The 22,453-nt window shown below is 44.1% G+C and carries 12 protein-coding genes; 2 read left to right on the top strand and 10 right to left on the bottom strand.

Features of this window, described 5'->3' with window-relative positions; translation table 11 throughout:
• Positions 1–5: 5 nt before the first annotated feature.
• Positions 6–1,025 carry a hypothetical protein gene (locus V202x_RS18300; RefSeq protein WP_145178014.1) on the bottom strand — a complete coding sequence of 340 codons (1,020 nt, stop codon included), beginning with the start codon at positions 1,023–1,025 and terminating at the stop codon, positions 6–8.
• Between the two features lie 233 nt (positions 1,026–1,258).
• Positions 1,259–4,534 (bottom strand): DUF6797 domain-containing protein, encoded by a 3,276-nt coding sequence (locus tag V202x_RS18305; RefSeq protein WP_145178016.1) that lies wholly within the window; start codon positions 4,532–4,534, stop codon positions 1,259–1,261.
• A gap of 249 nt (positions 4,535–4,783) precedes the next feature.
• Between V202x_RS18305 and V202x_RS18310 the strand changes: the two genes are divergently transcribed.
• Complete coding sequence (locus V202x_RS18310) at positions 4,784–6,439, top strand: FAD-dependent monooxygenase (RefSeq protein WP_145178018.1); 1,656 nt, start codon at positions 4,784–4,786, stop codon at positions 6,437–6,439.
• A 71-nt stretch (positions 6,440–6,510) separates the two neighbouring features.
• On the opposite strand, the gene V202x_RS18315 is transcribed toward V202x_RS18310, so the two are convergent.
• The 8 genes from V202x_RS18315 to V202x_RS18350 form a co-directional block, all read right to left on the bottom strand.
• Positions 6,511–7,872, bottom strand: a complete 1,362-nt coding sequence (locus V202x_RS18315; protein ID WP_145178020.1) for a DNA-3-methyladenine glycosylase 2 family protein — start codon at positions 7,870–7,872, stop codon at positions 6,511–6,513.
• Between the two features lie 47 nt (positions 7,873–7,919).
• Positions 7,920–8,453: a cupin domain-containing protein gene (locus V202x_RS18320; protein WP_145178022.1), complete on the bottom strand. Its 534-nt coding sequence runs from the start codon at positions 8,451–8,453 to the stop codon at positions 7,920–7,922.
• 568 nt (positions 8,454–9,021) lie between these two features.
• Positions 9,022–9,666 (bottom strand): EF-hand domain-containing protein, encoded by a 645-nt coding sequence (locus tag V202x_RS18325; RefSeq protein ID WP_145178024.1) that lies wholly within the window; start codon positions 9,664–9,666, stop codon positions 9,022–9,024.
• A 431-nt stretch (positions 9,667–10,097) separates the two neighbouring features.
• Entirely contained in the window at positions 10,098–10,685 is a 588-nt protein-coding gene (locus tag V202x_RS18330; protein WP_145178026.1) for a DUF1990 family protein, read from the bottom strand.
• A gap of 70 nt (positions 10,686–10,755) precedes the next feature.
• The gene (locus tag V202x_RS18335; protein ID WP_197992951.1) at positions 10,756–13,710 is read right to left on the bottom strand and encodes a M56 family metallopeptidase; all 2,955 of its coding nucleotides are present in this window, start codon (positions 13,708–13,710) and stop codon (positions 10,756–10,758) included.
• Between the two features lie 17 nt (positions 13,711–13,727).
• Positions 13,728–14,120 (bottom strand): BlaI/MecI/CopY family transcriptional regulator, encoded by a 393-nt coding sequence (locus V202x_RS18340; RefSeq protein WP_145178030.1) that lies wholly within the window; start codon positions 14,118–14,120, stop codon positions 13,728–13,730.
• A 100-nt stretch (positions 14,121–14,220) separates the two neighbouring features.
• On the bottom strand, positions 14,221–15,039 hold the full coding sequence (locus tag V202x_RS18345; RefSeq protein WP_145178032.1) for a class II glutamine amidotransferase: 819 nt from the start codon (positions 15,037–15,039) through the stop codon (positions 14,221–14,223).
• A 241-nt stretch (positions 15,040–15,280) separates the two neighbouring features.
• Positions 15,281–20,110 carry a beta strand repeat-containing protein gene (locus V202x_RS18350; RefSeq protein ID WP_145178034.1) on the bottom strand — a complete coding sequence of 1,610 codons (4,830 nt, stop codon included), beginning with the start codon at positions 20,108–20,110 and terminating at the stop codon, positions 15,281–15,283.
• 591 nt (positions 20,111–20,701) lie between these two features.
• Between V202x_RS18350 and V202x_RS18355 the strand changes: the two genes are divergently transcribed.
• Positions 20,702–22,279: a sulfatase gene (locus V202x_RS18355; protein ID WP_145178036.1), complete on the top strand. Its 1,578-nt coding sequence runs from the start codon at positions 20,702–20,704 to the stop codon at positions 22,277–22,279.
• Positions 22,280–22,453 lie beyond the last annotated feature (174 nt).

The following is a 22,453-nucleotide window of genomic DNA, read 5'->3' on the forward strand; positions in this document are numbered from 1 at the left end:
CAACGTTAAATTGAAGTTGGGTCACGACCTTTCTCTTCCTTCCACTTATGAACCGCTACTTTTGCAATTTCCAAGTCTCTTTGCCGGATAGCTTGACTTGAGCGATATAATTGTACGAGATAAACCATCGTCCAGACGAACAACGAGCAATAAACAGCTATTTTATTCTGTGGTTCGGGAAATTCAGTCAGTTTGAAGATAAAAAAAACGATTGCTCCTACTGTAAACCACCAACCAAGAAAATGAACCAATTGTCTGTCGTGTTTATCAGAACGGACGACGAAACCCTGCTTCGGAACCATAAAACAGAATATCAGTGAGATCATAATTGATGTAGCTGGCGCAAGCAGAAAACGAGGCGATTGTAACTTCCAGGCTGTGATAAGTCCCAAAATAGTAGTGACTAAAATGATAGGGACCAAGATCTTAGCCCATCTTTTGCGTGTAATTAATAGTTCATCGGGTCCGGGTGTTGGAATTTTATCAGGATTGTGGTCCCGAAGTGGTAGTGCAATTTTCGAACAGAACAGATTCCAATTTTGTTGAACAGGTTCAGGTAAAGTACTCTGAAAGTAGCGAATCAGCCAGAGCCGTTCGTCGTGCTCAAAGTTATCGAGATTGATTGAAATTTTATCCGTTAGGCTCTTTAGTGTAATACCTCCTTTATTGCCCAATTTCCAGTGGACCTGTTTGACATTGGATAGGTCGATCTCTTTTTTAAAGATCATACCCTGATGAGTAATCTTTTTATGTTGAATTGTCAGAGATTCGTATTTGTAAGCGAGAATCATCCAGAGAGAAGCAACGGACAAGAATGAAAAAAATATTAACATAAAAGCAGCACCGTATAATCTTCGGTCAAGTGGTGCATCAATCCATATGCCGTATGCAGAGCCAATACCAGCGAATACGAAGAAGGTCAGAAAACAAACTCCCTGATTGCGATAACTTTTCTTCAGTCGAAATACTCTGAACCCTCCTTCGTTTTTAGTGATTTCAGCTGCAATAGGTTCGTTGCTTTTCACTGTAGCTCAGTACCTCATTCAGAATAGTATCGATGGCGATGTATGTTCTTGAGTCTGAAACGCAAACAGTGAATATAGGGATCACAAAAAACAAATTTCATTGGAAAAATATCAAAGACTCGCTAGCGGACTTAGCTATTTAAAAAGTTCGTGAGTTTCGCGTATTTCGTGGTAGTAAAAAAGTCTTAAAGTTAATGTGGTGAGGGAAAAGTGAGAGTAATCGAAACGTAAACTCATTCACCTTTCGGAATGCTGTTGATCGTCCAGTAGATTTCTTCACGAAATGGATCACCCTGATCATCTTTCAAATTGAGTTTTAAATGAACCTGATTCACGGGTTTGAGATTGGGCACTGTTAATTTCACACTTTTGCCATCCTCGGAAAGTGTTGCTTTTGTCAAGTTCATCTTTTCTTTGCCTGGTCGATCTGTTGTGGGAGAAAACATATCCGATCCATAGGCAGGACGCCAGTGGTAATTCCAATGTTCGGCGAGATAAGACTCGAGATTGGCTGCCGATTGAGGGTCGAGCGGAAAATTGAAATGAATCCGCAATCCATCAGGTTCAACCTGGCAGTCTGTCACCATCGAAAGTGGTTTGCCTGTATAGCGCAGACGTTGCACACCCTGGTCGAGTAGCCCTCGTCGGCCGCCACCGTTCCAGCCATCCAGCCCGACCGCATAAACTTGTCCGTCTGCTGGATTCACACGTGCCCTGTGAATACCAGTGCTAAAATCAAAAGGTAATTTGATGATTGCCGCCTGACTGACATCCTTCAAATCTTGTAACATTAAATAATAGAGCCAGCCTTTGCCGAAGCTGGTATGGAGTAACCGACCCGAGAGTGGCCCCCACCGCGGGTCATCGATCCACAACTGACCGCCTGAGGAATTGTCAAAACTTTGAGGCATCCAGATGATCGGTTGGTCGAATGTTTTCGGCGGAACCACTTTGCGATGATCAATCCGCCCCCCATCCGGTGCCCAATTCTTTCCACCCGAGTGAGTTTGCACATAACCATAAAAACCACCCGGTTTCACCAGGCTGATTTTGGAAGCAGGCATCCAACTTCCCTGATTGTCGCTGACGGTCATGCGATTGTCAGGTAAAATTCCCATTCCGTTTGGTGTGCGAAATCCTGTGCAATATACTTCTCGCTGTTTTCCGTCCGGAGAGACCTTGATCACCGCACCCGGCAATGCATAGCTAGTATACTGGCCGCATTTCGCGTAATAAAAATTACCTTCAGTATCGGTGTGTAAATCGAAATTGAAAGCATGGAAAAATCGAGAGACATCGGTATCAGCTGAAAAACTTTCATAGAAGTCGGCTTCACCATCGTTGTTCAGATCGTGCAGACGTGTTAGCCGATCTTTACAGGTGACATAGATAGTGCCGTCTACCACTTTCACACCAAACGGTTCATACAGGCCGCCAGCAAAACGTTTCCATTTGAGGTTTAATAAATCCTGATCAATTCCGGAAACAATCCAGATATCACCACCATGAGTAGAAATGACCATGCGGCCATCAGGAAAGAAATCGAGTGCCGAAGTACGAAACCACGTGTTCCAGGGGGTCGATTCAGGAATACTGAGCGTGTCAAGCGCATAAGCGCCGCGTTCTAAACCAGGATAACCGACTGTGTTTAAAACTTTAGACCAGTTGGCTGGCCCTCCACTGATCAATGATTTTGGATCGACTGGATCGTCGGTTTGTTCCACAAATTCTTGTAGAGATTCTAAATCGTCAACGCCTGTTCCGGCAAAGCAAATGATATCGACGATGCGCGACTTATTATCAGCAGGAATATTCAATACTAACCGTTGTTTTTGATCGACGTTCCAGGTAATCCCACCCGCATCACCCATCACAGCAGATGCGGTAAAGTGACCGAGTTGATTCCCTTGTGAACCACCGCTGATGGCGATCGTCTTTGCAGCAGAGCCCTGTTTCAGATTGGGACGTTTTACATTACCGGCCAATATACCAGAGAAACGTGATTCGCTATTCTCTGGTGTAGCTGTTGCCAGAACTAATGCCTTTCCTGGTCCGATGCGTAACGTATGACGTATTGCTGTTTCTTCGGCAACCGCATGGGGCAATTCGAGAATTTCACGATCATCAATTTTGTAAGAGAGCACCAGTTGATTGCCGTGCAGATAATGTCCCCGGTAGTCAAGCCATTTTTGAGGTAGCGGCCCACGCGGTAGCAGATTTTTTTTAGAGTAATCTAGAGAGCCACCATGGCCCCACTGCCAGCCAGCTAATTCATCCAAAACATCACCCTCTGGGTGTGGAACACCTTCACCGCGGCCTCGGATATGTTGTGTCGCTTTTAAATTGAGAAAGCCACCTTTCCAGATGCCCGTTTGATTCATTGAATGCAGATCGTATGAAATGGTCGTTTCATCGTCCAGTTTTACTGTCAAGGCACTGGTTGTGATGCGCCCCAGTTGAGAGGCGAGCGCCGGCCCAAAGTCGCGTTCAATATTGAGATCAAATTCACCCGATCCCGCTCCTTTGGGCAGACTCTTCAGATATTCGGGAGTCACTTCCTTGTAAGCCGGGTTGTCTGGTTCCATAAACTCTTCACGAATAAAATGCACAACCTGATAGCGTTCTTTGGGGCTGAGATGCTGCATCGGCCCCATCAAGCCATTGCCTTTGGAGAGTGTAAGAAACATTCTGTACGGGTCTGCACCAAATTTCAGTGGCTGAGTACCAAATGCACGTGCTGTAGGCAGCGAGGGTTTATTACCATCCACCCCATGACAGTTTTTACACAAACCGTGATAGATGCGTTCTCCTGCTTCAAAATCACGTTCCTTCATGCGACGCAGGATACCTGCATGGTCCAGATTTTTAGTGTCATCTTTGACGATCAATTCTTCAGCCGATGGTTTCAGTTCAGCAGCGCGTTTTGCACCACCACGGGCCACGTTGAAGACATAGCTGGCTAAATCGTAAAACTCTCCCTGATTTTTCAGCGTTCCAACTAACCCTTCGGGCATCATGGATTTCTTGCCGATTGTTTTTTCATCGATCTCGTTCTTAGGAACGATGATTTCTTTTTCCAGATTTGCGGCATCGCGTAATACCAGCGAATCTTTTCGATCCTGGGCAACCAGCCCGGAGACTAGTTTTCCCTCATCTGTGATAATTGTGACCGTTTCGAATCCCTTTTTGATCTTTTTTGAAGGAAAGAGAATGGATTCGATCAGATATTCATCGGTCAGTTCTTTGTCAGTCTTTGTCAGGTCAGGTCCCAGGGGAGACGAATCCTTTCCGCTTTCATGACATTTAATACAAGCGGCGACCGACTTATAAAACACCAAAGCACCCCGCTTGGGATTTCCACGACGTCGCGCTTCCTTTGCCAATTGTCCGAGATCAGCCTGTTTGAGTTGTTGTTCCAACTGATTCGTTCGTTGTTGTGCTTCGGCAGGCTTTATCAATGATCCAAGTAGAATAAATATTACGCAGACAGAAAACAGAATAAATTTCATTGAAAGACTTTCATCAGAGGAGTTTCGCAATGTGTTTGTAATGATTTATGATAAATTTATCTTAAAAGGCTCTTTTCTTGCATGCAAGAATCGATGCTTTATGGAAACAGGGGCATATAAAATTATGAGTCCTCTATTGTGAACATACGACATAGTCTTAACAATACAGATAATTGAATACTTTGAATATGAAATTAGACTCACGCTATAAATTAAGCTTGTTAAGCCTTTGAATCGGAATTCCGAACTGTGAATACAGAAATATCACTTCCTCAGAAAAATCGCGTGCTCATTGTAGGAGCAGGACCAACTGGTTTATCACTGGCAGTCGAATTGGCCAGAAGGCAGATCGATTGCCTGTTGGTTGACCGTCGGCCAGAACCGCTACCTTTGGATCGTGCTACCGTTATTCACAGTCGTTCGTTAGAGGTCTTGGAATCGATGGGTGTTCTTGGGTCGTTCCTGGAACGTGGACACATTATGCGTGGCTTCAATCTTTTTGCTTACGGGCAGAAAATTGCGACAGTCAAGTTTGATAGTTTAGATTGCCGCCATCCCTATGACCTTAACCTCTCTGAGAATGAAACCGAGGACATTCTAACAAATCATTTAATTGAACTGGGGGGAGCCGTTACCCGAGGATGGGAACTGAGTAAAATAGAACAAACTGAAACAGAGGTAAAAGCTTCTTTGCGGTCCACAGATGGAATAGAACATACTGTGACTTCTGATTGGTTAGTGGGCGCAGATGGCATTCATAGCAGAGTGCGCGAAGCGATTGGTATCGAAATCGCCGGGCACCGTTATCCGGTCCAATGGGGAGTCATCGATGGTCATCTGAAGAATTGGCAGCATGAACCTGATTTGGCGGCGATTCAACTGGAAAATCCTGCACTAAATCCGGTCCCACTTCCCGAGGGGCGATGGCGGGTTTATTTTCGTGCTGAAGATAATACAGAGTCAGCAGAGATTCTTGAAAGTATTAATCAGGGCCTTGATCAACTCTCTCCCGGTGCATCACTGGTCGAACCTGATCAGCCGATGTTATACCACGCGCATTGTCAATTGAGTGGCCATTACCGTTCTAATCGTGTATTGCTTGCCGGTGATGCCGCCCATGCATGCAGTCCTATTGAAGGGCATGGGATGAATACGGGAATCCAGGACTCTTTTAACTTGGGATGGAAATTAGCACTTGTCGCAAATGGGAAAGCCAACGAGAATTTACTCGATAGCTATGAACTTGAACGCAGACCTGTTGCTGCTGCAGTGGCTGCAACAGGAGACGCTGCAGAAGAACTGAGAGATGTTCCCAATGATCCAGCAGCTGTCGAGCGTGTGAAACGGACCTTTTGCGCCATACTCTGTTCGTCACGTGGTCAAAATCAGATTGCCCTTGATGAATCCGAATTAGAATTTCATTACCGTGACAGTCCCATAGTGAGTGGATATCATTCTGCGGGTCGCGAAGCACGACAAAAGTGGCTCGGGGTTCTCCCAGGTGATCGTATGCCTGACGCCGGCCCTCTTGAAATGAGAGGAGACAAGACTGAGCTTAGACTGAATCAGCTTAGCCAGACTGAAGGGCATGTCCTGTTATGGATGAGTGCTGATCAATCAGATATTCCCGAGAGAGGCGAATTCGAAATGGCCATGCAGCCAATAGGCGGTTCATTTTGGATTATCTCAACGACACTACCACCCGATACACTTTCACTATCACCTATGATGGATCACTGGTTGTACGACATTGATGGTGACGTACACGCGCGGCTTGGTGTCATTGATCCGACACTGTTTGTGATTCGGCCTGACGGTCATGTTGCGTTTCGCTCTGAGCCACCTGATTTAGCGAATGTTTCCTCCTTTATTGATGAGCTTCTGACTCAAGGTCGGCTCTCTTAATGAGAGAATCAACTCCCGGTCATTGTATTCAAGCACCTTTATTTTGGCGTTCATTGTGTGAGAACTGGTTCTTATAGAAATCCATGTTGAGCCAAAAATGCATAGGAACTCCAGGGACGGAAAGAATCCGATCGATTGAATGAGAGGTCAGGATAACCGGTCGAGCGTATTGCGATATAGGTTGCGATTTTGGGGCTCAATCCGACTAGAGAGATCAAATCATTTTGTAGCCTGAAAGGATCCGAGACGGGTGAAAGATTCATTTTTTGATTAATTATTGCAAGACAAAGATTTTGAATTTGTCCAAATTGCTCAGGAGGTATATCCAGATCTCTGATTCGTTCCAACAAGTGCTCTGCGTGGGGAAAGACAAAAGACAAACGGGAACAAGGTAGAGAGTTCAACTCAATCTTTTCACACATCGCGCGCATCAATTTCGTTGCCAATTCGGCTTTCATTGACTGTTGTAAAATGGATCGGACTGACATCTGAAAAGGAGAAAGTGTTCCTACCAAACGTACTCCTTCTTGAAAACGCTTTTCGAAAGTGGAATTGGTAAAATGCTGTTGAAGAAGTAATGGATTTGCAGCTACATCTGTAAACAGTCGAGTTTGAGTGACTAAATCACGGATGTTGCAACCAGGTAATGATTGATAAGAGACTGATAATTCAAAACAGTGCTCCAGCGTAAGATGTCGAACCTTCAGAAGCAGTATTTCATCTTCAATTTTCATTAGTTTTGAATAAACATGATCCTCAAGTGTTTCGACATTCTCTAATAACTCATTTTTGAGAAGTTGGCAGACTTGATGCCAGGGATAGGGCGGGCGATAGGTGATTTTCAATCGAATGTTTGACCAGATACCAGATTCTTTGCTTGCCTTGTTGCGAATTTGAGTGGGAGTGGAGCCAAAATCTTTTTTAATATGAGCATTGAAAGTTCTGATACTTTGAAATCCCGCATCAAAGGCGATTCGCGTGAGTGGGAGTGAAGTCTGCTCAATTAATTGTTTCGCCAGGTGTAACCTTCGAGTTTGTGCCCATGACTTTGGTGAGATTCCCAGATGACGAGTGAATTGCCGCCTGAGATGTCGCGCTGTAATTCCCAGTTGTTGCGCGAGTGAATCAATGCATGCTTCGTCAAGAAATCCGTTTTCTATCAAATGGAGAGCGCGCCGGATTTGCTCTGGAATATCAGCGGATTGAAAATGGAGTGGAGCCAACTCGGGTTTACAGCGCTTACAGGCACGAAATCCCTCGCGTTCCGCAGCTGTGGCTGTCAAAAAGAATCGAACATTCTCTCGTTTTGGCGTTTTAGCAGGACAAATCGGACGACAATAAATCGAAGTCGACTTCACACCGAGGAAGAATACACCGTCAAATCGTTGGTCACGACTTTGGTAGGCTAAATACCAAATATCTTCCTCGTTCATCGGTCTAACCTCAGTGTCGCCCGATTGGATTGTCCGGCTTGTCTGGCTCAATCATTCAGGAGACTGCCAATTGGTTGTTCTTTAAAACCCATATTATACTTTAAATTATCAGCTTCACCACCGGGTACCCAAATCACGATAGCTTTCACTGGCTCATCGCCGACTACCGAGTGTATGATTTTCTCTCCGGCGTGAACAATTCCTACTTGACCGGGTTCGATCACGTATTCTTTTCCATTGACAGTATGGCCGAGTTTACCAGAAATGACATAAAAAATTTCAGTACTTTTATGGACATGTTCCAGACCCTGTACAGCCTGCTCTGATTGAGGAACTTTAGGAAGGTATAGTTCTGCAACTTCCACATCAGCATTACCATAGTTATCGCGTTCAACCAAAGTTTTCAGAAATGCATCTTTTTTTACCAGCCAGCGAATACCTTTACCCACAGGTTGATATTTCAAACCTGCTTTCGTTGTCGCTAAGTTGCTTTTAGATGCTGGTTCATCTCCCTTCAGCAATGGTAAAGCCACTAGGCCAGCGAGAACAGTTACCGTAATCAGACTTGAATTCATTCGCATTTTGAGCTCCTTTACTTAGTACGAATTTGTTGGTTAGTTAATGCTAACTATATGCTTCATACAAACAGGAGACTGGCAGAATTCGGACATCAAAGTGAGGTAAGTTGAAAATGAAAATAGATTTTATAGATATTTTCATTCACTTTTGAGTTGCGATTCGAATGATCAGAAAGAAGTCAAATTTTTGGTTTCGATAGAGAGGCCATGTGTCCTACTAGCGTAATAAAGCCACATAAGACACTTACTGTTCATGTTTGAGAGGACTTGGTTTGAGAAGACCTGGAATTCATTGCGAACAGGAAAAATTTTGTAATTGTTGGTCTACAAAATGAAATGCGTTAAAGCTCACTTTTAAAAGATAATTCACATAATCGACTGATTTTCCCGAAATCGATCCATATGAATTTTCGACCGAAACGATTGCCAAAAAAAGTGCCAGGAACTTCTTGTTGACCGGTGAAGCGACCTGGATTATCGCTCTCGGAAAACGAAGATCGGTCGCCCCAAGGAAGTACACCATGAAAGTCTTAAATCGGCTCCTGGCACTATTTTTTAACGCACAACAATTTTATGTCGCAGGAACCCGAACTTTGGGTTTTTCTGGATTGAGTCTGCCTTTGATGCGATAGAGGGCCGCCTTTTGTTCTTCTGCATCGACGACACCATCTTTATTGGAGTCAAGAGTTAGAAAGAGGCGTTGGAGTTGTCTGGGAACCTCTGTACGACTGACGGCAGTATCTTTATTTTGATCTAACATTGTGAAGATATCTGCAGTCAGTCCCAAACCAGTGACGTTGGGACGACCACTTAATATTCTGGCTCGATCGACGATTGCTAATTGCTCCTGACGATTCAGAATCCCATCTCCATTGATATCAGCACTCGTCATGCGAGGAATCAGCTGAGAGGGTACTTCATTCCGTGCGATTACACCATCACGGTTTTGATCGATTCGAGCCATCAATTCAGTGAGTTCTTCGATAGCATCGACTCCATTATCTCCGTTCTGGTTTCCGCCACCACGCCGCATTTGGTTCCCACCACCGGCTCCCTGTTGCCCCCGTTGGCATTGTCCACCTCCACGTTGACCACCTCCGGCACCTTGCTGGGCTCCGCCACCTCTAGGACCTCGGCCTCCTCCACGTTGGGCATAAGCATCACTGGCAAAAATCGTCAGCGCAAACAATGTCAGCAAAAAACCAGTTTTTCGCATCGGTAGGTTCCCCCTTTTCGGACAACAATTGTTTTAAAAAAGTACAGTTGGCCCGGTTGAGTTAAAGAGTGCCTTTGAAACGATGTCGTTTACTGGCAACCTGAACTTTGTTACTGAGAGTTAAGAAGGTCTGAATGCAATAATAACAACAGGATGATCGATCTGTATGTCTTTGCTGAATCAAGCGTTATGAAATGCAGCAATATCAATCACGGATATGTCTCTTATTAGAAACGTATACCTCCATCAGATTGCTACAGATTATTTGAATAAAAAGGGGCTTGATAAACATATCAATCAGACAAAATGACATACGCATTTGAATACTAATTCATGAATCTACGTCAGATGGTAAATCTGAGCGTCCTTTTACAAACTTTCGGCTCAAAAAAGAAGAATATCGATAAAAGAAATCGCAATTGCTTTCAATTTTATTTTTGTGCTTTGGCGATCGCATCTTTCATGGCTTGCTTCGAATCTACCGCAAACTGCTTCTGCTTTCTACGTACATAAGGATAAGCCAATTTTGACAGCAACTGGTTAGGGCGAGAGAATGCCAGGATGTCATACCAAACGGAATCATCTTCAGGATGCCATTCCACTTGAAATCGTTCTTCACCTGATTCAGCATGTTCTGGCAGCGTTCCATAGCCAACAGCAAATCGGTGAACTGGTTCTGTTTCCTCAATGACATAAACTACACGACACGCATTGAGAACCCAGAGTCCCAATGCATGTGCCAGAACGCCGACCGTTTGATCGGTCTCTGTGATGGTGTCTAATCGATGAAGTTCAATCCAGTCAAATCGGAACTGATTCCAGTCAGACACTGACTGTTTAGCGATCTCAAAAATTGCTTTGCCTTTTCCCAGGCAAACACGGTTATGATCGACTACAAATCCGGAGGGAGAGTCTTCATGCTTTGTGGCCCCAACCATCGAATAAGTAAAGTCGAGCCGAGCTTGTGATACAATGAATTCATTGATCTGTTGAGAGCTTGGCTTATTAAAAAGGTACATTCGCTTAAATTATGATAGAAAATTAAAAACAGTTCCGAAACATTTAGTTCATTAAATTGAACGTACTTTATCAGAATTTTACAGAGAGTGCTTTATCAATTTGCTCACTGATCATGAACTCGAGAATCTGCATACCCCGACGCATCGCCTCTTCTTCACTAACGTCTGATCCAAACGTTAAAGGGATCGAAAGATTCCTTGCTGCATATCGATAGTAATTCATTCCAGCACCTCCTTCTAACGCATCTTGATTGAAAGCAATACGTCCATTGCGACCGATCAAAAAAAGTCCCAACTCGATATTAGTCCCATTATATTGCTTTCCAGTGAGGCTATCCTCGAATTTGGTTCCTGAGTCAATTGCCGCCAATGTCTCACACTGTCGATCCTTCTGATATGCACGAATCTGATCAGGATTTGTTCCTGCAGGATGAATTTCCAGAAACACAACTCCTTTTGCGCTATATTTTGCGTGGAATTTTCTCAGATACTTCATCATTGAGTCAACCTGCTGTCGTTCTTCATCATCTAAAGGATTTGAGAGGCCTGAGATATCTATGAAGAGCAGAAACACAACTTTACCGCGAAAATCAATCAAATTCCTCGATTGACCATCAAGCCAACTAGCGACCTGCAATGGCGGAGCGAACTCGCCAACTTGTATTGACTTCTTAGGCAGAGGAAGCGGTTCAGAATGTCCTGAAATATATTGTCTGCCATCAATGTTATTTTTATATGGCGTATTTTGAGGAAATTTCAGTGCCATCGTTGCAGCTTCAATAACTTTGTTTGGTGTGAATTCAGTAACTTCCCAAATTTTGGTGCGGCCGGGAATCATCGGAGTGGGAGATAATTCCTCAGCTGGTTTACCTTTTTGTATTTCCTGGTGTTGTTTTTCAATCACTCTCGTATCGTAAACATATTCTTGCAGTTTGATTCGCATTGGATAGTGTGCCTCGGCGATTTGTTGAACTTCCAATACTTCAATATGACGATGGATCCCGTTTGTCACATTTCCATCCACGTCTATATAAGCCCATTCCATTCGTAGAGGCAGATAGCCTTGATTTGGGTCAACCCAGGCACGAATTCGTTCACGAACCCCCGTTTTTCCAGGCGGGGTTAAGTATCCATCCACCAGAATCGTAGGTCGTCCCTGTAAGTCTGCACGTCCAACAACCCGATAGGAACTGGAATATTTTGACATGAAGGCATCTAGATTGTGTAAATCGAATGGCTCATTCCAAACCAGCTTCACTTGACCTAATGGCGCAATTGTTTTCAATGAAGCTGCTTTATTAAAATTATTTCCAATGATTCCTTGCCCAACCGCTTGATTATTACCACCGCCAAACCAGCATCGCATCGGCGGTTGATTATCCTTTGACCATGCAGCCAGGTTCATTGAATGATAGTGTGTTTTCAAATTCTCAGGAGGAACAACAGGAACCGGATCTAATTCCACTTCTTTATCGGTCATCTGCTTAGGCCAACGCCGATGAAACGACTTTCCATCTGACCAAAAGTAACCGTTCTCGATGATTCTCTCTGCCATCCGTTTTTTGATATTATCCGGCTTCAAAGCCTGATTCAGTCGTTCAACTCGCTCCATGGTATCATGCATCAGCATTTGAAACATTTCTTCGTTATACATAATCTTGCCATCCACTTTGAGGTCCGTTCTGTTAAGAGTGAGCATAAACTTGGCGTCTTTCAGGCTTCTTCGATCTTCGTTAAAACAGGCCTCAGATTCTGATGTCAGAACCTTATATTTAATCTCGATTGGCATCAGTTTTTTGAAATTGTCATGATAGGCAGAAAGAATATCCTCGGGAGTCGGTAGCGCATCATTATTTTCAGTGGCATTTGTTTGAGTTAATGGTTCTCCCAAGGTAGGAGCAAATGGCAACAAGGCAACAGCAATCACTGCAACCACAAATTTTGCTCGTCGCGAAATAACACCGTTTAGAGATTCACACATGATGCGTTTTAATCTCTGTTCCAATATGTTCGCTGAACCGATTCCGGTAGCTCCCGTGATTTGAGAGGACTGTGAAACATAGCTGATTGCTTTGACCAGCACTTCAGCATACGAACGACGTTTTTCGGGAAGTGTCTGGATGACCCAGGCATCACAGCATTGTTCTTCAGTAACACGGATTTCTCGACGGACTAACCATAGGATCGGATTCCACCAATAAATGCCGGTTGCCAGTAATTCGATCAGACGCACCCAATGATCACCGCGACGGTAATGTACCAATTCGTGAAGCAACAGTGTCTCACACTCTGCATCGTCAAGCTGCTTTATTAAATCTGTTGGTAAAATAATACGCGCTCGTGAAAAACAGAACCACAACAACGGTGATAAGTTGCCTTTCACCATTTGGAGTCGGGGAACTGATTTCAAACCGATCTGTGCTGCAAGAACCTGCGCCATCTGATTCAGATTATCAGACGCGGGCTGCGCCTGTCGTAGAAACCATTGAAAACGGACTATTCGCCAGATAGCAAGTAGACACCAACCTATTATGCCAATAATCCAGACAATGGTGATGAGCCCTATCAACGCAACCGGCCGAATTTCTGAATCCGTCGTGAGCCGAGCGAACCAGGCTCGACCAGCTTCTTCACTTCCCGTATCGAATTTATTTATTGATAGATCGACGGAAGTGGATGCTGCACTCGTTGGGGCTTGAGTGTGAGGAGATTTCAATGTCACTTGTGGTATACGTGGATAATTATTTTGAGAAATAGACTTCAGCTTTGGAAGTACCTTGTTTGTGGTATTCGTTTCTGATGAAACCTCTTGTTTGCGAACGACTGACGTCGCAACGCGACCTGAGGGAAGTAGATCGAATCTTGGTTGCCAGTACGTTGGAGTAATCAGTTTCACGAGGATTAATGTGAGAATTACGTGATACACGGCCGGGTTTTTAATGCGGCGGCGTAGCAACATTAATACTCCGAACAACAATGCTGCTACTATAGTGTTACTGGCTACAAGATTCAGGAAGGTGTTCATTTCCAACTCCATTTGGTTTAACGTTTTTCCTGTTTGGCAAGATCATTAATGAGATCCATTAAGGTTTTCTGTTGTTTCTTGGTCAAGTCATGGTGCTGAGCGAGCTGGGTCAGCAGTGGTGTGAGAGAACCTTCACAAAGCGTTTCTGCAACCTCTCGCAGTCGCCGTCCCACCAACTCGTCCCGTGCGACAGTTGCCTCGTAAATAAAAGCAATGCCTGCGGCTTCGCGTAATACAAAGCCTTTTGCTTCGAGACGTTCGAGTAGTTTTTTGACGGTTGAGTAGTAAGCGTCAACACGTTTCGGTTCCAAAATCTCTGCAATCTCTCGGATTGTCATCGGACCTTGTTGCCATAGCACCTGCAAAACACTGAGTTCTGCTTCAGTCACATCGCGCGATTTTCTTACCATGAAGTCCCTCTTGGAATACATAGGACGAGCTGTCGCAGGTAAGGTAGGACATTATGTCTCAGGAGTCAAGACGGCATCTAAATTTTTTCTGACTTATTGATCAGGATGCTGGTGAAAAAGGTGTTACACTTGCTGTGCCGTTTTCGACGATGAGCAAGGAAGACTCAGGCACAGCCTGCCAATGTTTAGTGAGATCATCCAATGGCTCAGATACCACAATAATTGCATCACTCGGCAAAGCATCATACGACCCATCAATATCGTGTAAGGCACCCAGATGGCAACTGTGATACAGTGTCCGAGATCGTTGGTTGCTGGAGTACCGCACGGCCCACAATCGTTCTCCATTCGTCGTACAGGCACTGAAGAAAATGGGCTGCTGAATGCCAGCGGCTGTGCGGGCTTGTTCGACATGCCCGATCATCCTGGCTAGGGCCGTTGGGGGATCGTCTCTCAGCCCGAATGTGATCGCCAAAAAGAATAAAATCTCTGAATCCGTTGATCCTTCCAGATAAGGAAACAATTCAGGATCAATATCAAATAGTAGTCGGCGCTTAAGAGAACGAAAATCGGGTACGGAACCGTTATGCTGAAACAACCAGTTTTCGAACGAAAAGGGATGGCAGTTGGTTTTCTGTACCGGGGTTCCGGTCGCAGCACGAATATGTGCCAGAAAGAGCCCCGAACGAACATGCTCTGCCAAATGCAGAAAGTTTGTGTCATTCCAGGCGGGATGGGTATCACGATAAACGCCCGGTGTGGGATCTTCTCCGTACCAGCCGACCCCAAATCCATCACCATTCAAGCTCTCAACATTTTGAGTTGCGTGGCGGCTTTGGTCAATCAGCGAATGATTCGGACGCGTTAGCAAGACACTCAACTTCAGCGGCGACCCAGAATACGCAAGCCAACGACACATAGGGTACACGTCCCATTATTATGATCAAAAGATTATGAGCTAATCATATTCGAAGAAGACATGCAACAAAATGAGCCAAGCTACACGTCAGATATCAATTATAATTACTGCCTTACGGTAAACGAACTTGAGATTAGTATTACGGATTGATATGTAATTGTAAAACGTCTCAAGTTCAGATTCCGTGATACGGCCAGTCAGATTATCTCATTTTAATTAAACTCTTTATCTTTTTTAATGGTTAATCATCATTGAGAATTGTTCCTGTTACTTGCGTCGTTAGTAACGCAATTTTGAGACCTGTCGCTTGAAGATTTGATAATTCTACTGAGAAATATTCATCTATTTCAACCGTACTATCAATACCTATTGAGACAATAATATTTTGTGTTTCACCGGCAAGGTTGCCAGCAAAATTCAGTGTTCCACTGGTAGCAGTGTAGTCAGAGGCAGACAGCGCAGTACCATCGATCGTTGAATAATCTACTGAAAAAGCACTGCCTACTGCCAGACTGGATGTGACTATAAAGGTGGCTGTACCCGTATCTTCATTGACACTGACGTTATCAATGGAAAGCACACTATCGAATCTTTCTACTCGAAACGCATCAGCGAGAACAGTTCCATTTGCTTGATCATCAGTAATCGTGATTGTAATGGTACCATTACCGTCTACTTCAAAGTATCCCAAGTCTTGCCAGTACACATCGTCAGTAAAAACATCTTGTGAAAGAGTCTGCTGGTTAACAGTCTTGTTGACATTGCCGCCTGCGATTCCTGAGATTGTGACAGAAGTATTCGTCGCATTAATCGGATCAGCAAGCCAGTGTCCAGAAATACGATATGTTCCCGCAGCAAGATTTGTGAAGGACCAAGAAGACGTATTCAAGCCTGTGCCACCTATACCAACCACACTTGAGATATCAAATTGATAATTTCCTGAACCTGGTTCTTTAAGCCATGTGCCTGTTTGACTAAATCCAGGATCACTATTATCAATAATTTTCAAAGAGCTGTCTTTGAGTATCGTGCCTGTTACTTGCGCTGCTGACAGGGCAATGTTTGGTCCCGAAGTAAAAACGTTGGTCAAATTAACCAGGAAATATTCATCAGCTTCAACAACATTATCGGTGCTAATCGGAACGGTAATGGTCTGTGTTTCCCCGGCAAGGTTACCTGCGAAATTCAGGGTACCACTGGTGGCAGTATAGTCAGAACCTGCAGTGGCAGTATCATTGGCAGTGGCATAGTCTACAGAAAAAGCAGAACCGACTGCATGGCTCGATGTGACTGTAAATGTGGCTGTTCCCGCATCTTCATTGATACTTATGGAATCGATGGAAAGTGCACTGTCAAAACTAACTTTTTCTACCCGAAACGCCTCAGCTAGAGCATAACCATCGATCTGGTCATCGGAAATTGTAATCGTAATTGTCCCATTACTGGTAACTTCTACGAATCCCAAACTTTGCCAGTGAACACCATCATCAAACAGGTCTTGTTCCAGTCTTCTCTGATTGACCGTCATGGAAATATCTCCCCCTACGATCCCAGAGACTGTCACCGGTAGATTGGTTGGTTGGTGTAGTTCGGGTAACCAATACCCCCAGATGTGATAGGTACCCGCATAAAGATTTGTGAACTCCCATGAGGAAGTGTTTAATCCGGTGCCACCATCATCTGTATATGAATAATCATCTTGGTAATAAGAAAAGTTGGTCTTTGTTATCCAAGATCCTACCTGGCTGAAGTCGGCATCACCATTGTCGATGATTTTCAGGTAGTCGTCATTGAGGATTGTTCCTGTTACTTGCGTGGTTAATAATTCAACTTTCACGTTATTTGCCTGAATGTTAGATAGATTGACGAAGAAATCTTTATCTGGCTCAACCGTCGTGTCATCACTGCTTAGTGTGACAGTGATTGTTTGTGTTTCTCCGGCAAGGTTACCAGAAAAATTTAGAGTCCCGCTGGTGGCGGTATAATCGGAACCAGCAAGCGCAGTCCCGTCAGCGGTCGCAAAGTCTACAGAAAACGCAGTTCCCACAGCGTTATTCGATGTTACTGTAAACGTGGCTGTGCCTGTTTCTTCATTGACACTTACATCATTTATAGAAAGTAGACTGTCAACTCTCTCTACTCGATAAGCGTCAGCTAGAATGAAGCCATCTGTCTGATCATCAGAAATTGAAACCGTTATGGTACCATTGTCGGCAACTTCGAAGTATCCAATATCCTGCCAGTAAAAACCATCATCAAAAACATCTTGTGAGAGCATTTGCTGATTGACAGTTTTGGTAATGCTACCTCCTATGATGCCTGAGATCGTGAGCGGCATATTCGTTGCTCGATTTGGCTCAATCGACCAGTTTCCTGAAACACGGTATGTGCCCGCAGGGAGATTCGAAAATTCCCACGACGATGTATTTAATCCTGTACCACCACCGGCAACATATGAAGTATCTCCTTGATACAAGCTAGAATGATTGAATGGGGTCCAGATACCAGTCTGACTAAACTCAGCATCACCATCATCAATGATTTTCAGGTAATCGTCATTGAGAATCGTACCTGTGAGTTGAGGAGTTATCAGATCAATATTGGGATCAGAAGATACGATATTAGACAGATTGACAAAGAGCGTTTCGTCAGGTTCTACAGAAGTCTCGTTGCTAATATTGACGGTGATCGTTTGCGTTTCTCCGGCAAGATTGCCAGCAAAATTTAAAGTTCCATTAACAGCAGTATAATCTATACCAGCGAGTGCCGTTCCATCAACTGTTGCAAAGTCAATCGTGTAAGCAGATCCCACTGCTTTATTTGCAGTCACTGTAAAAGTCACTACACCATTGATTTCATTAGTACTTACATTACTGGCTGATAATTCTACATTAGTTCCAGCAATTGTGATTGTCACAGAGTGAGCAACAGAACCCCCATCTCCATCAATGACGTTATATGTATAGGTTATAATCTCAAACTGACCTTGAGCTAGACTCGTGTAGAAACTGGGATCAATATCGAGGGAATCACCAATTACTGTTATTCCTGAGTTATCTCCACCTGTAAGAGTCAGACTTGCAATACTAAGAATATTACTAGTATCAATATCACTCGCGTTGGTTAGTAAACTCAAGTTATAAAGGCTGTCATCTTCAGTCACCATAGACGTGACAGTCCCATTCACGACGGGTGCGTCATTAACGCCAGTGACGGTGACGGTGACGGTTCCGATATTACTAAGGGTGGTATGTGTATCAGTCGCAGTATAGCTGAAGGTGACCTGGCGTGTTTCTCCTAAAGCCAGATCCTGAAAATCACTTCCGGGGTCGAATATGAATGTGCCATCGCCGTTTGAAGTGGCCGTCCCTTCAGTGGGAGGAGTTGTGATGGCGTAGGTTAAAGTGCTGGCATTGTTATCGCTGTCGATATCAGATGCGAGAATGCTGGTATTGACCGCTAATCCATCTTCGGTCGCGGCGATGCTTTCATTCGTCACGACGGGTGCGTCATTAACGCCAGTGACGGTGACTGTGACGGTGCCGATATTACTAAGGGTGGTATGCGTATCAGTCGCGGTATAGCTGAAGGTGACCTGGCGTGTTTCTCCTAAAGCCAGATCCTGAAAATCACTTCCGGGGTCGAATGTGAATGTGCCATCGCCGTTTGAAGTGGCCGTCCCTTCAGTGGGAGGAGTTGTGATGGCGTAGGTTAAGGTGTTGGCATTGTTATCGCTGTCGATGTCAGATGCGAGAATGCTGGTATTGACTGCTAATCCATCTTCGGTCGCGGCGATGCTTTCATTCGTCACGACCGGTGCGTCATTAGCGCCGGTGACGGTGACAGTCACAGTTCCTAAATTACTGATTGCATTATGGGAATCGGTAGCAGTAAATGTAAAAGTAACCTGACGTGTTTCACCCGCTGCTAGATTCTGAAAGTCGACTCCAGGGTCGAAGGTGAAGGTGCCGTTGCCATTAGAAGTTGCCGTACCTTCAGTCGGTGGTGTAACAATTGCATAGATTAAAGTGGTGGCATCATCGTCAATGTTTATATCAGAGGCAAGCACACTGGTAGTAACATTTAGCCCATCTTCAGTTGCCGCAATGCTCTCGTTTATTGCAACAGGAGCGATATTGTCATTATCAACAATCGTGCCTGTTGCCTGAGAATCTGCAAAGAGAACATTCAAGCCAGTAGCCTGAATGTTTGATAAAGTAACTAAGTAGTTTTCATCAAACTCAACAGTTGAATCATTATTGATCGTAACTGTTATATTTTGAGTTTCTCCAACGAGATTACCAGCGAAATTCAACGTGCCACTGGATGTCGTATAATCTGAACCAGCAATCGCGGTCCCATCTGAAGTTGCATAATCAACTGAAAAGGCACTTCCCACTGCGAGACTAGAAGAAACGGAAAATGTGGCGGTTCCCGCATCTTCATTCACGCTGACATCACTGACTGACAAAAAACTGTCTACTTTTTCGAGTCGCATGGCGTTTGCATAGATTGTTCCGTTGACCAGGTTGTCGCTGAGCGAAACGGTCAACGTACCATTTTGTGCGACGTCATAGAATCCCAAGTCTTCCCAGTTTACTCCATCGTCAGTCAAGTCTGTGTCTAATGTGATCATGTCGAAGGTGCTGTTTATAGTTCCTCCGATAATTCCTGATACAGAAAATGGAACATTATCTGCCCTGCCAACTCCATCATTCCAATGTGTGGAAAGACGATAGGTCCCTGCATCCAATGTAGAGAAAGACCAATCAGCTGTGTTTAATCCGCTAGCGGTACTGCCTCCACTCAAAATTGTGTAAGTGTCATTTTGGTAATATTCAACCCCGGTATTTTGTACCCAATCTGAACCAGAGGTGCTGAAGCCAATATCACCATCGTCGATGATCAGAGCAGTTAAAAGGGTACGGTCTTCTAATAGTTCTACTAAGGCGGGTTGGTTTGCATAGGCAATGTGCCTACGGTTTCGAATTGCTCGTCGTGTTCTGGAATTATAGCGGGGACGATGTTTTAAACGGTAAAGTAGCGCATTTAACCAGTTGGTGATAATCATTTGTAACTCCAGAAAAGTGTTTTAGTGTAAGTTGGGTGCTTTTTGTAACTGTGATAAACTGATGAGATGGAGTTACATGTTTAGTTTTAAATAGGAGATAGATTATCACATGTGATTCTTGTTCTAAATATATTTTGTGTGTTTGTCCATATGTATTTGGAAGAATATGCACAAAATAAATTTTTATTCACACTTGGTTAACATTAAATGTTATGGCTATTGAAGGTTTAACCAAATGACTACTCTTGAGTCCAAGCTAATTTCTAAACCAGCAGTGTAAGTTACAATTGATATGAGCACTTTTTTTCTTGTGCTCTTCTTTGTGAAGGTCAGATAATGTATTTGAGTGATTACAAACTGTATTCGAATCGATTCCATAGCAATCACAAAATGTATTAAGTTGCTTTGCAACTTTGATTAATATGAAAATAATTTTATCAAGTGATCCTGAAAATCCTCATTTTGATTAGTAATATAAGACTCTATTAGACGTTCATAAGCACGGTCTGTTATATTCGATTTACAATGGACTTGTGGCGAATTTAGTCCTCTATCTCCCAGGTGAGTTCAGTCATAGAAAGTTTACATACGATGAGTTCTCGTTTTTCATACTCTAAACTGCTGTATGCAGCCAGTTGCCTTTTTCTAGTTCTGTTTTCTTTATCCGTGATTACGGAAGCTGAAGCCGCGAATATTCAAAATGAAAAAATAAAGCCACCCAATATCGTGGTGTTCCTCGTGGATGATATGGGCGTGATGGACACTTCGGTTCCTTTTCTGACTGATGCAAAGGGCAAACCTAAACGATATCCGCTCAACGACTACTATATTACTCCCAGCATGGAACGTCTGGCAAAGCAGGGGATTCGGTTCAATAATTTCTATGCGATGAGTGTCTGTTCGCCGACTCGGATTTCCATTATGACGGGGCAGAACGCGGCCCGACATCATGCAACGAACTGGATCAATCCTTCCAAGAATAACCGGGGCCCACAGGGACCGCCTGAGTGGAAATGGGAAGGGCTAAAGAAAAACGATATTACATTGGCTCAGCTGCTACAAAAAAAGGGCTATCATACGATACACGTGGGAAAAGGCCACTTTGGAGCGCGTGATTTTCCGGGGGCGAATCCTAGTAATCTGGGTTTCGATGTGAATATTGCCGGCGCCTCTTTCGGTGCACCTGGCAGTTATTACGGGACAAAGAATTATGGCCTTGGCACGAAAAGAGCACATCATGCGGTTCCTCATTTGGATAAATACCATGGTACCGAGACCTTCCTCACCGAAGCACTCACATTGGAAACTAAGTCAGCACTGGCTGATGTTGTGAAGACGGATAAGCCGTTCTTTCTCTATATGGCACATTACGCAGTCCATGCACCCTTCGATTCTGATCCGCGTTTCGCTGACCATTATAAAAAATCGGGCAAGCCAGCCCGCGCACAAGCGTTTGCCACCTTGATTGAGGGCATGGATAAATCATTGGGGGACATTTTGGATCAACTCGATGCACTTGGCGTTTCTGAAAACACGCTCGTCTTTTTCCTGGGAGATAATGGCTCGGATGCACCACTGGGACATCAGCACGCTGTTGCTTGTGCTGCCCCGTTACGTGGTAAAAAAGGCGCACATTATGAAGGGGGGATGCGCGTGCCTTTCATTGCAGCCTGGGCAAAGCCGAATCCAGACAATGCAAATCAGAAGCGACTGCAGATTCCCGCAGATATAATCCAGACGCAAACTGCGGCTGTTCAGGACCTATTCCCAACGATCCTTAAATTTATAGGAGTTGATGTACCGGATAACCATATCGTTGACGGAGTACAGCTCGATACACTATTGACGGGCAAGCCTGATAGCTCACGGGAAGAGATCTTTCTGATGCATTACCCTCATTCGCCACATCGCAGTAATTACTTCACCACTTATCGTAATGGTGACTGGAAAGTGATCTATCATTATATTCCTTCTAAAGATTCCGAAGGTTCTCATTATCAGCTTTATCATCTCGCAGAAGATCCTTTCGAACAGGATAACTTGGCTACCGTAAAACCTAAACAACTTCGAAAAATGATGCAAGAATTGATAGCGAGTATGGAAGAGCATCAGGCACTCTATCCTGTGGAAAAGGCGAGCAATAAGCCTTTAAAACCGAAACTGCCCTGATTATGAAGTGAGTTAATGATTTCGGTGAAACTCTGAAAATTCGATTTAAGTAAACTCTTGTCATAAAGTATTTTGTAGCAAAAGTTGAGTGCGTAAGCGTTATATTTCATCTCAATTTCACCTCGGTCTCCAGCCATGAGGACTACTCCTGTAACGGTTTTCCGTTAATATAAC

Source organism: Gimesia aquarii (assembly GCF_007748175.1).
GTDB classification, from domain to species: domain Bacteria; phylum Planctomycetota; class Planctomycetia; order Planctomycetales; family Planctomycetaceae; genus Gimesia; species Gimesia aquarii_A.

What these genes read in the sequence shown, in the direction of transcription:
- V202x_RS18305 (WP_145178016.1), bottom strand. Translation starts at nt 4,534, where the DNA reads ATGAAATTTATTCTGTTTTCTGTCTGCGTAATATTTATTCTACTTGGA.
- V202x_RS18315 (WP_145178020.1), bottom strand. Translation starts at nt 7,872, where the DNA reads ATGAACGAGGAAGATATTTGGTATTTAGCCTACCAAAGTCGTGACCAA.
- V202x_RS18320 (WP_145178022.1), bottom strand. Translation starts at nt 8,453, where the DNA reads ATGCGAATGAATTCAAGTCTGATTACGGTAACTGTTCTCGCTGGCCTA.
- V202x_RS18325 (WP_145178024.1), bottom strand. Translation starts at nt 9,666, where the DNA reads ATGCGAAAAACTGGTTTTTTGCTGACATTGTTTGCGCTGACGATTTTT.
- V202x_RS18330 (WP_145178026.1), bottom strand. Translation starts at nt 10,685, where the DNA reads ATGTACCTTTTTAATAAGCCAAGCTCTCAACAGATCAATGAATTCATT.
- V202x_RS18335 (WP_197992951.1), bottom strand. Translation starts at nt 13,710, where the DNA reads ATGAACACCTTCCTGAATCTTGTAGCCAGTAACACTATAGTAGCAGCA.
- V202x_RS18340 (WP_145178030.1), bottom strand. Translation starts at nt 14,120, where the DNA reads ATGGTAAGAAAATCGCGCGATGTGACTGAAGCAGAACTCAGTGTTTTG.
- V202x_RS18345 (WP_145178032.1), bottom strand. Translation starts at nt 15,039, where the DNA reads ATGTGTCGTTGGCTTGCGTATTCTGGGTCGCCGCTGAAGTTGAGTGTC.
- V202x_RS18350 (WP_145178034.1), bottom strand. Translation starts at nt 20,110, where the DNA reads ATGATTATCACCAACTGGTTAAATGCGCTACTTTACCGTTTAAAACAT.
- V202x_RS18355 (WP_145178036.1), top strand. Translation starts at nt 20,702, where the DNA reads ATGAGTTCTCGTTTTTCATACTCTAAACTGCTGTATGCAGCCAGTTGC.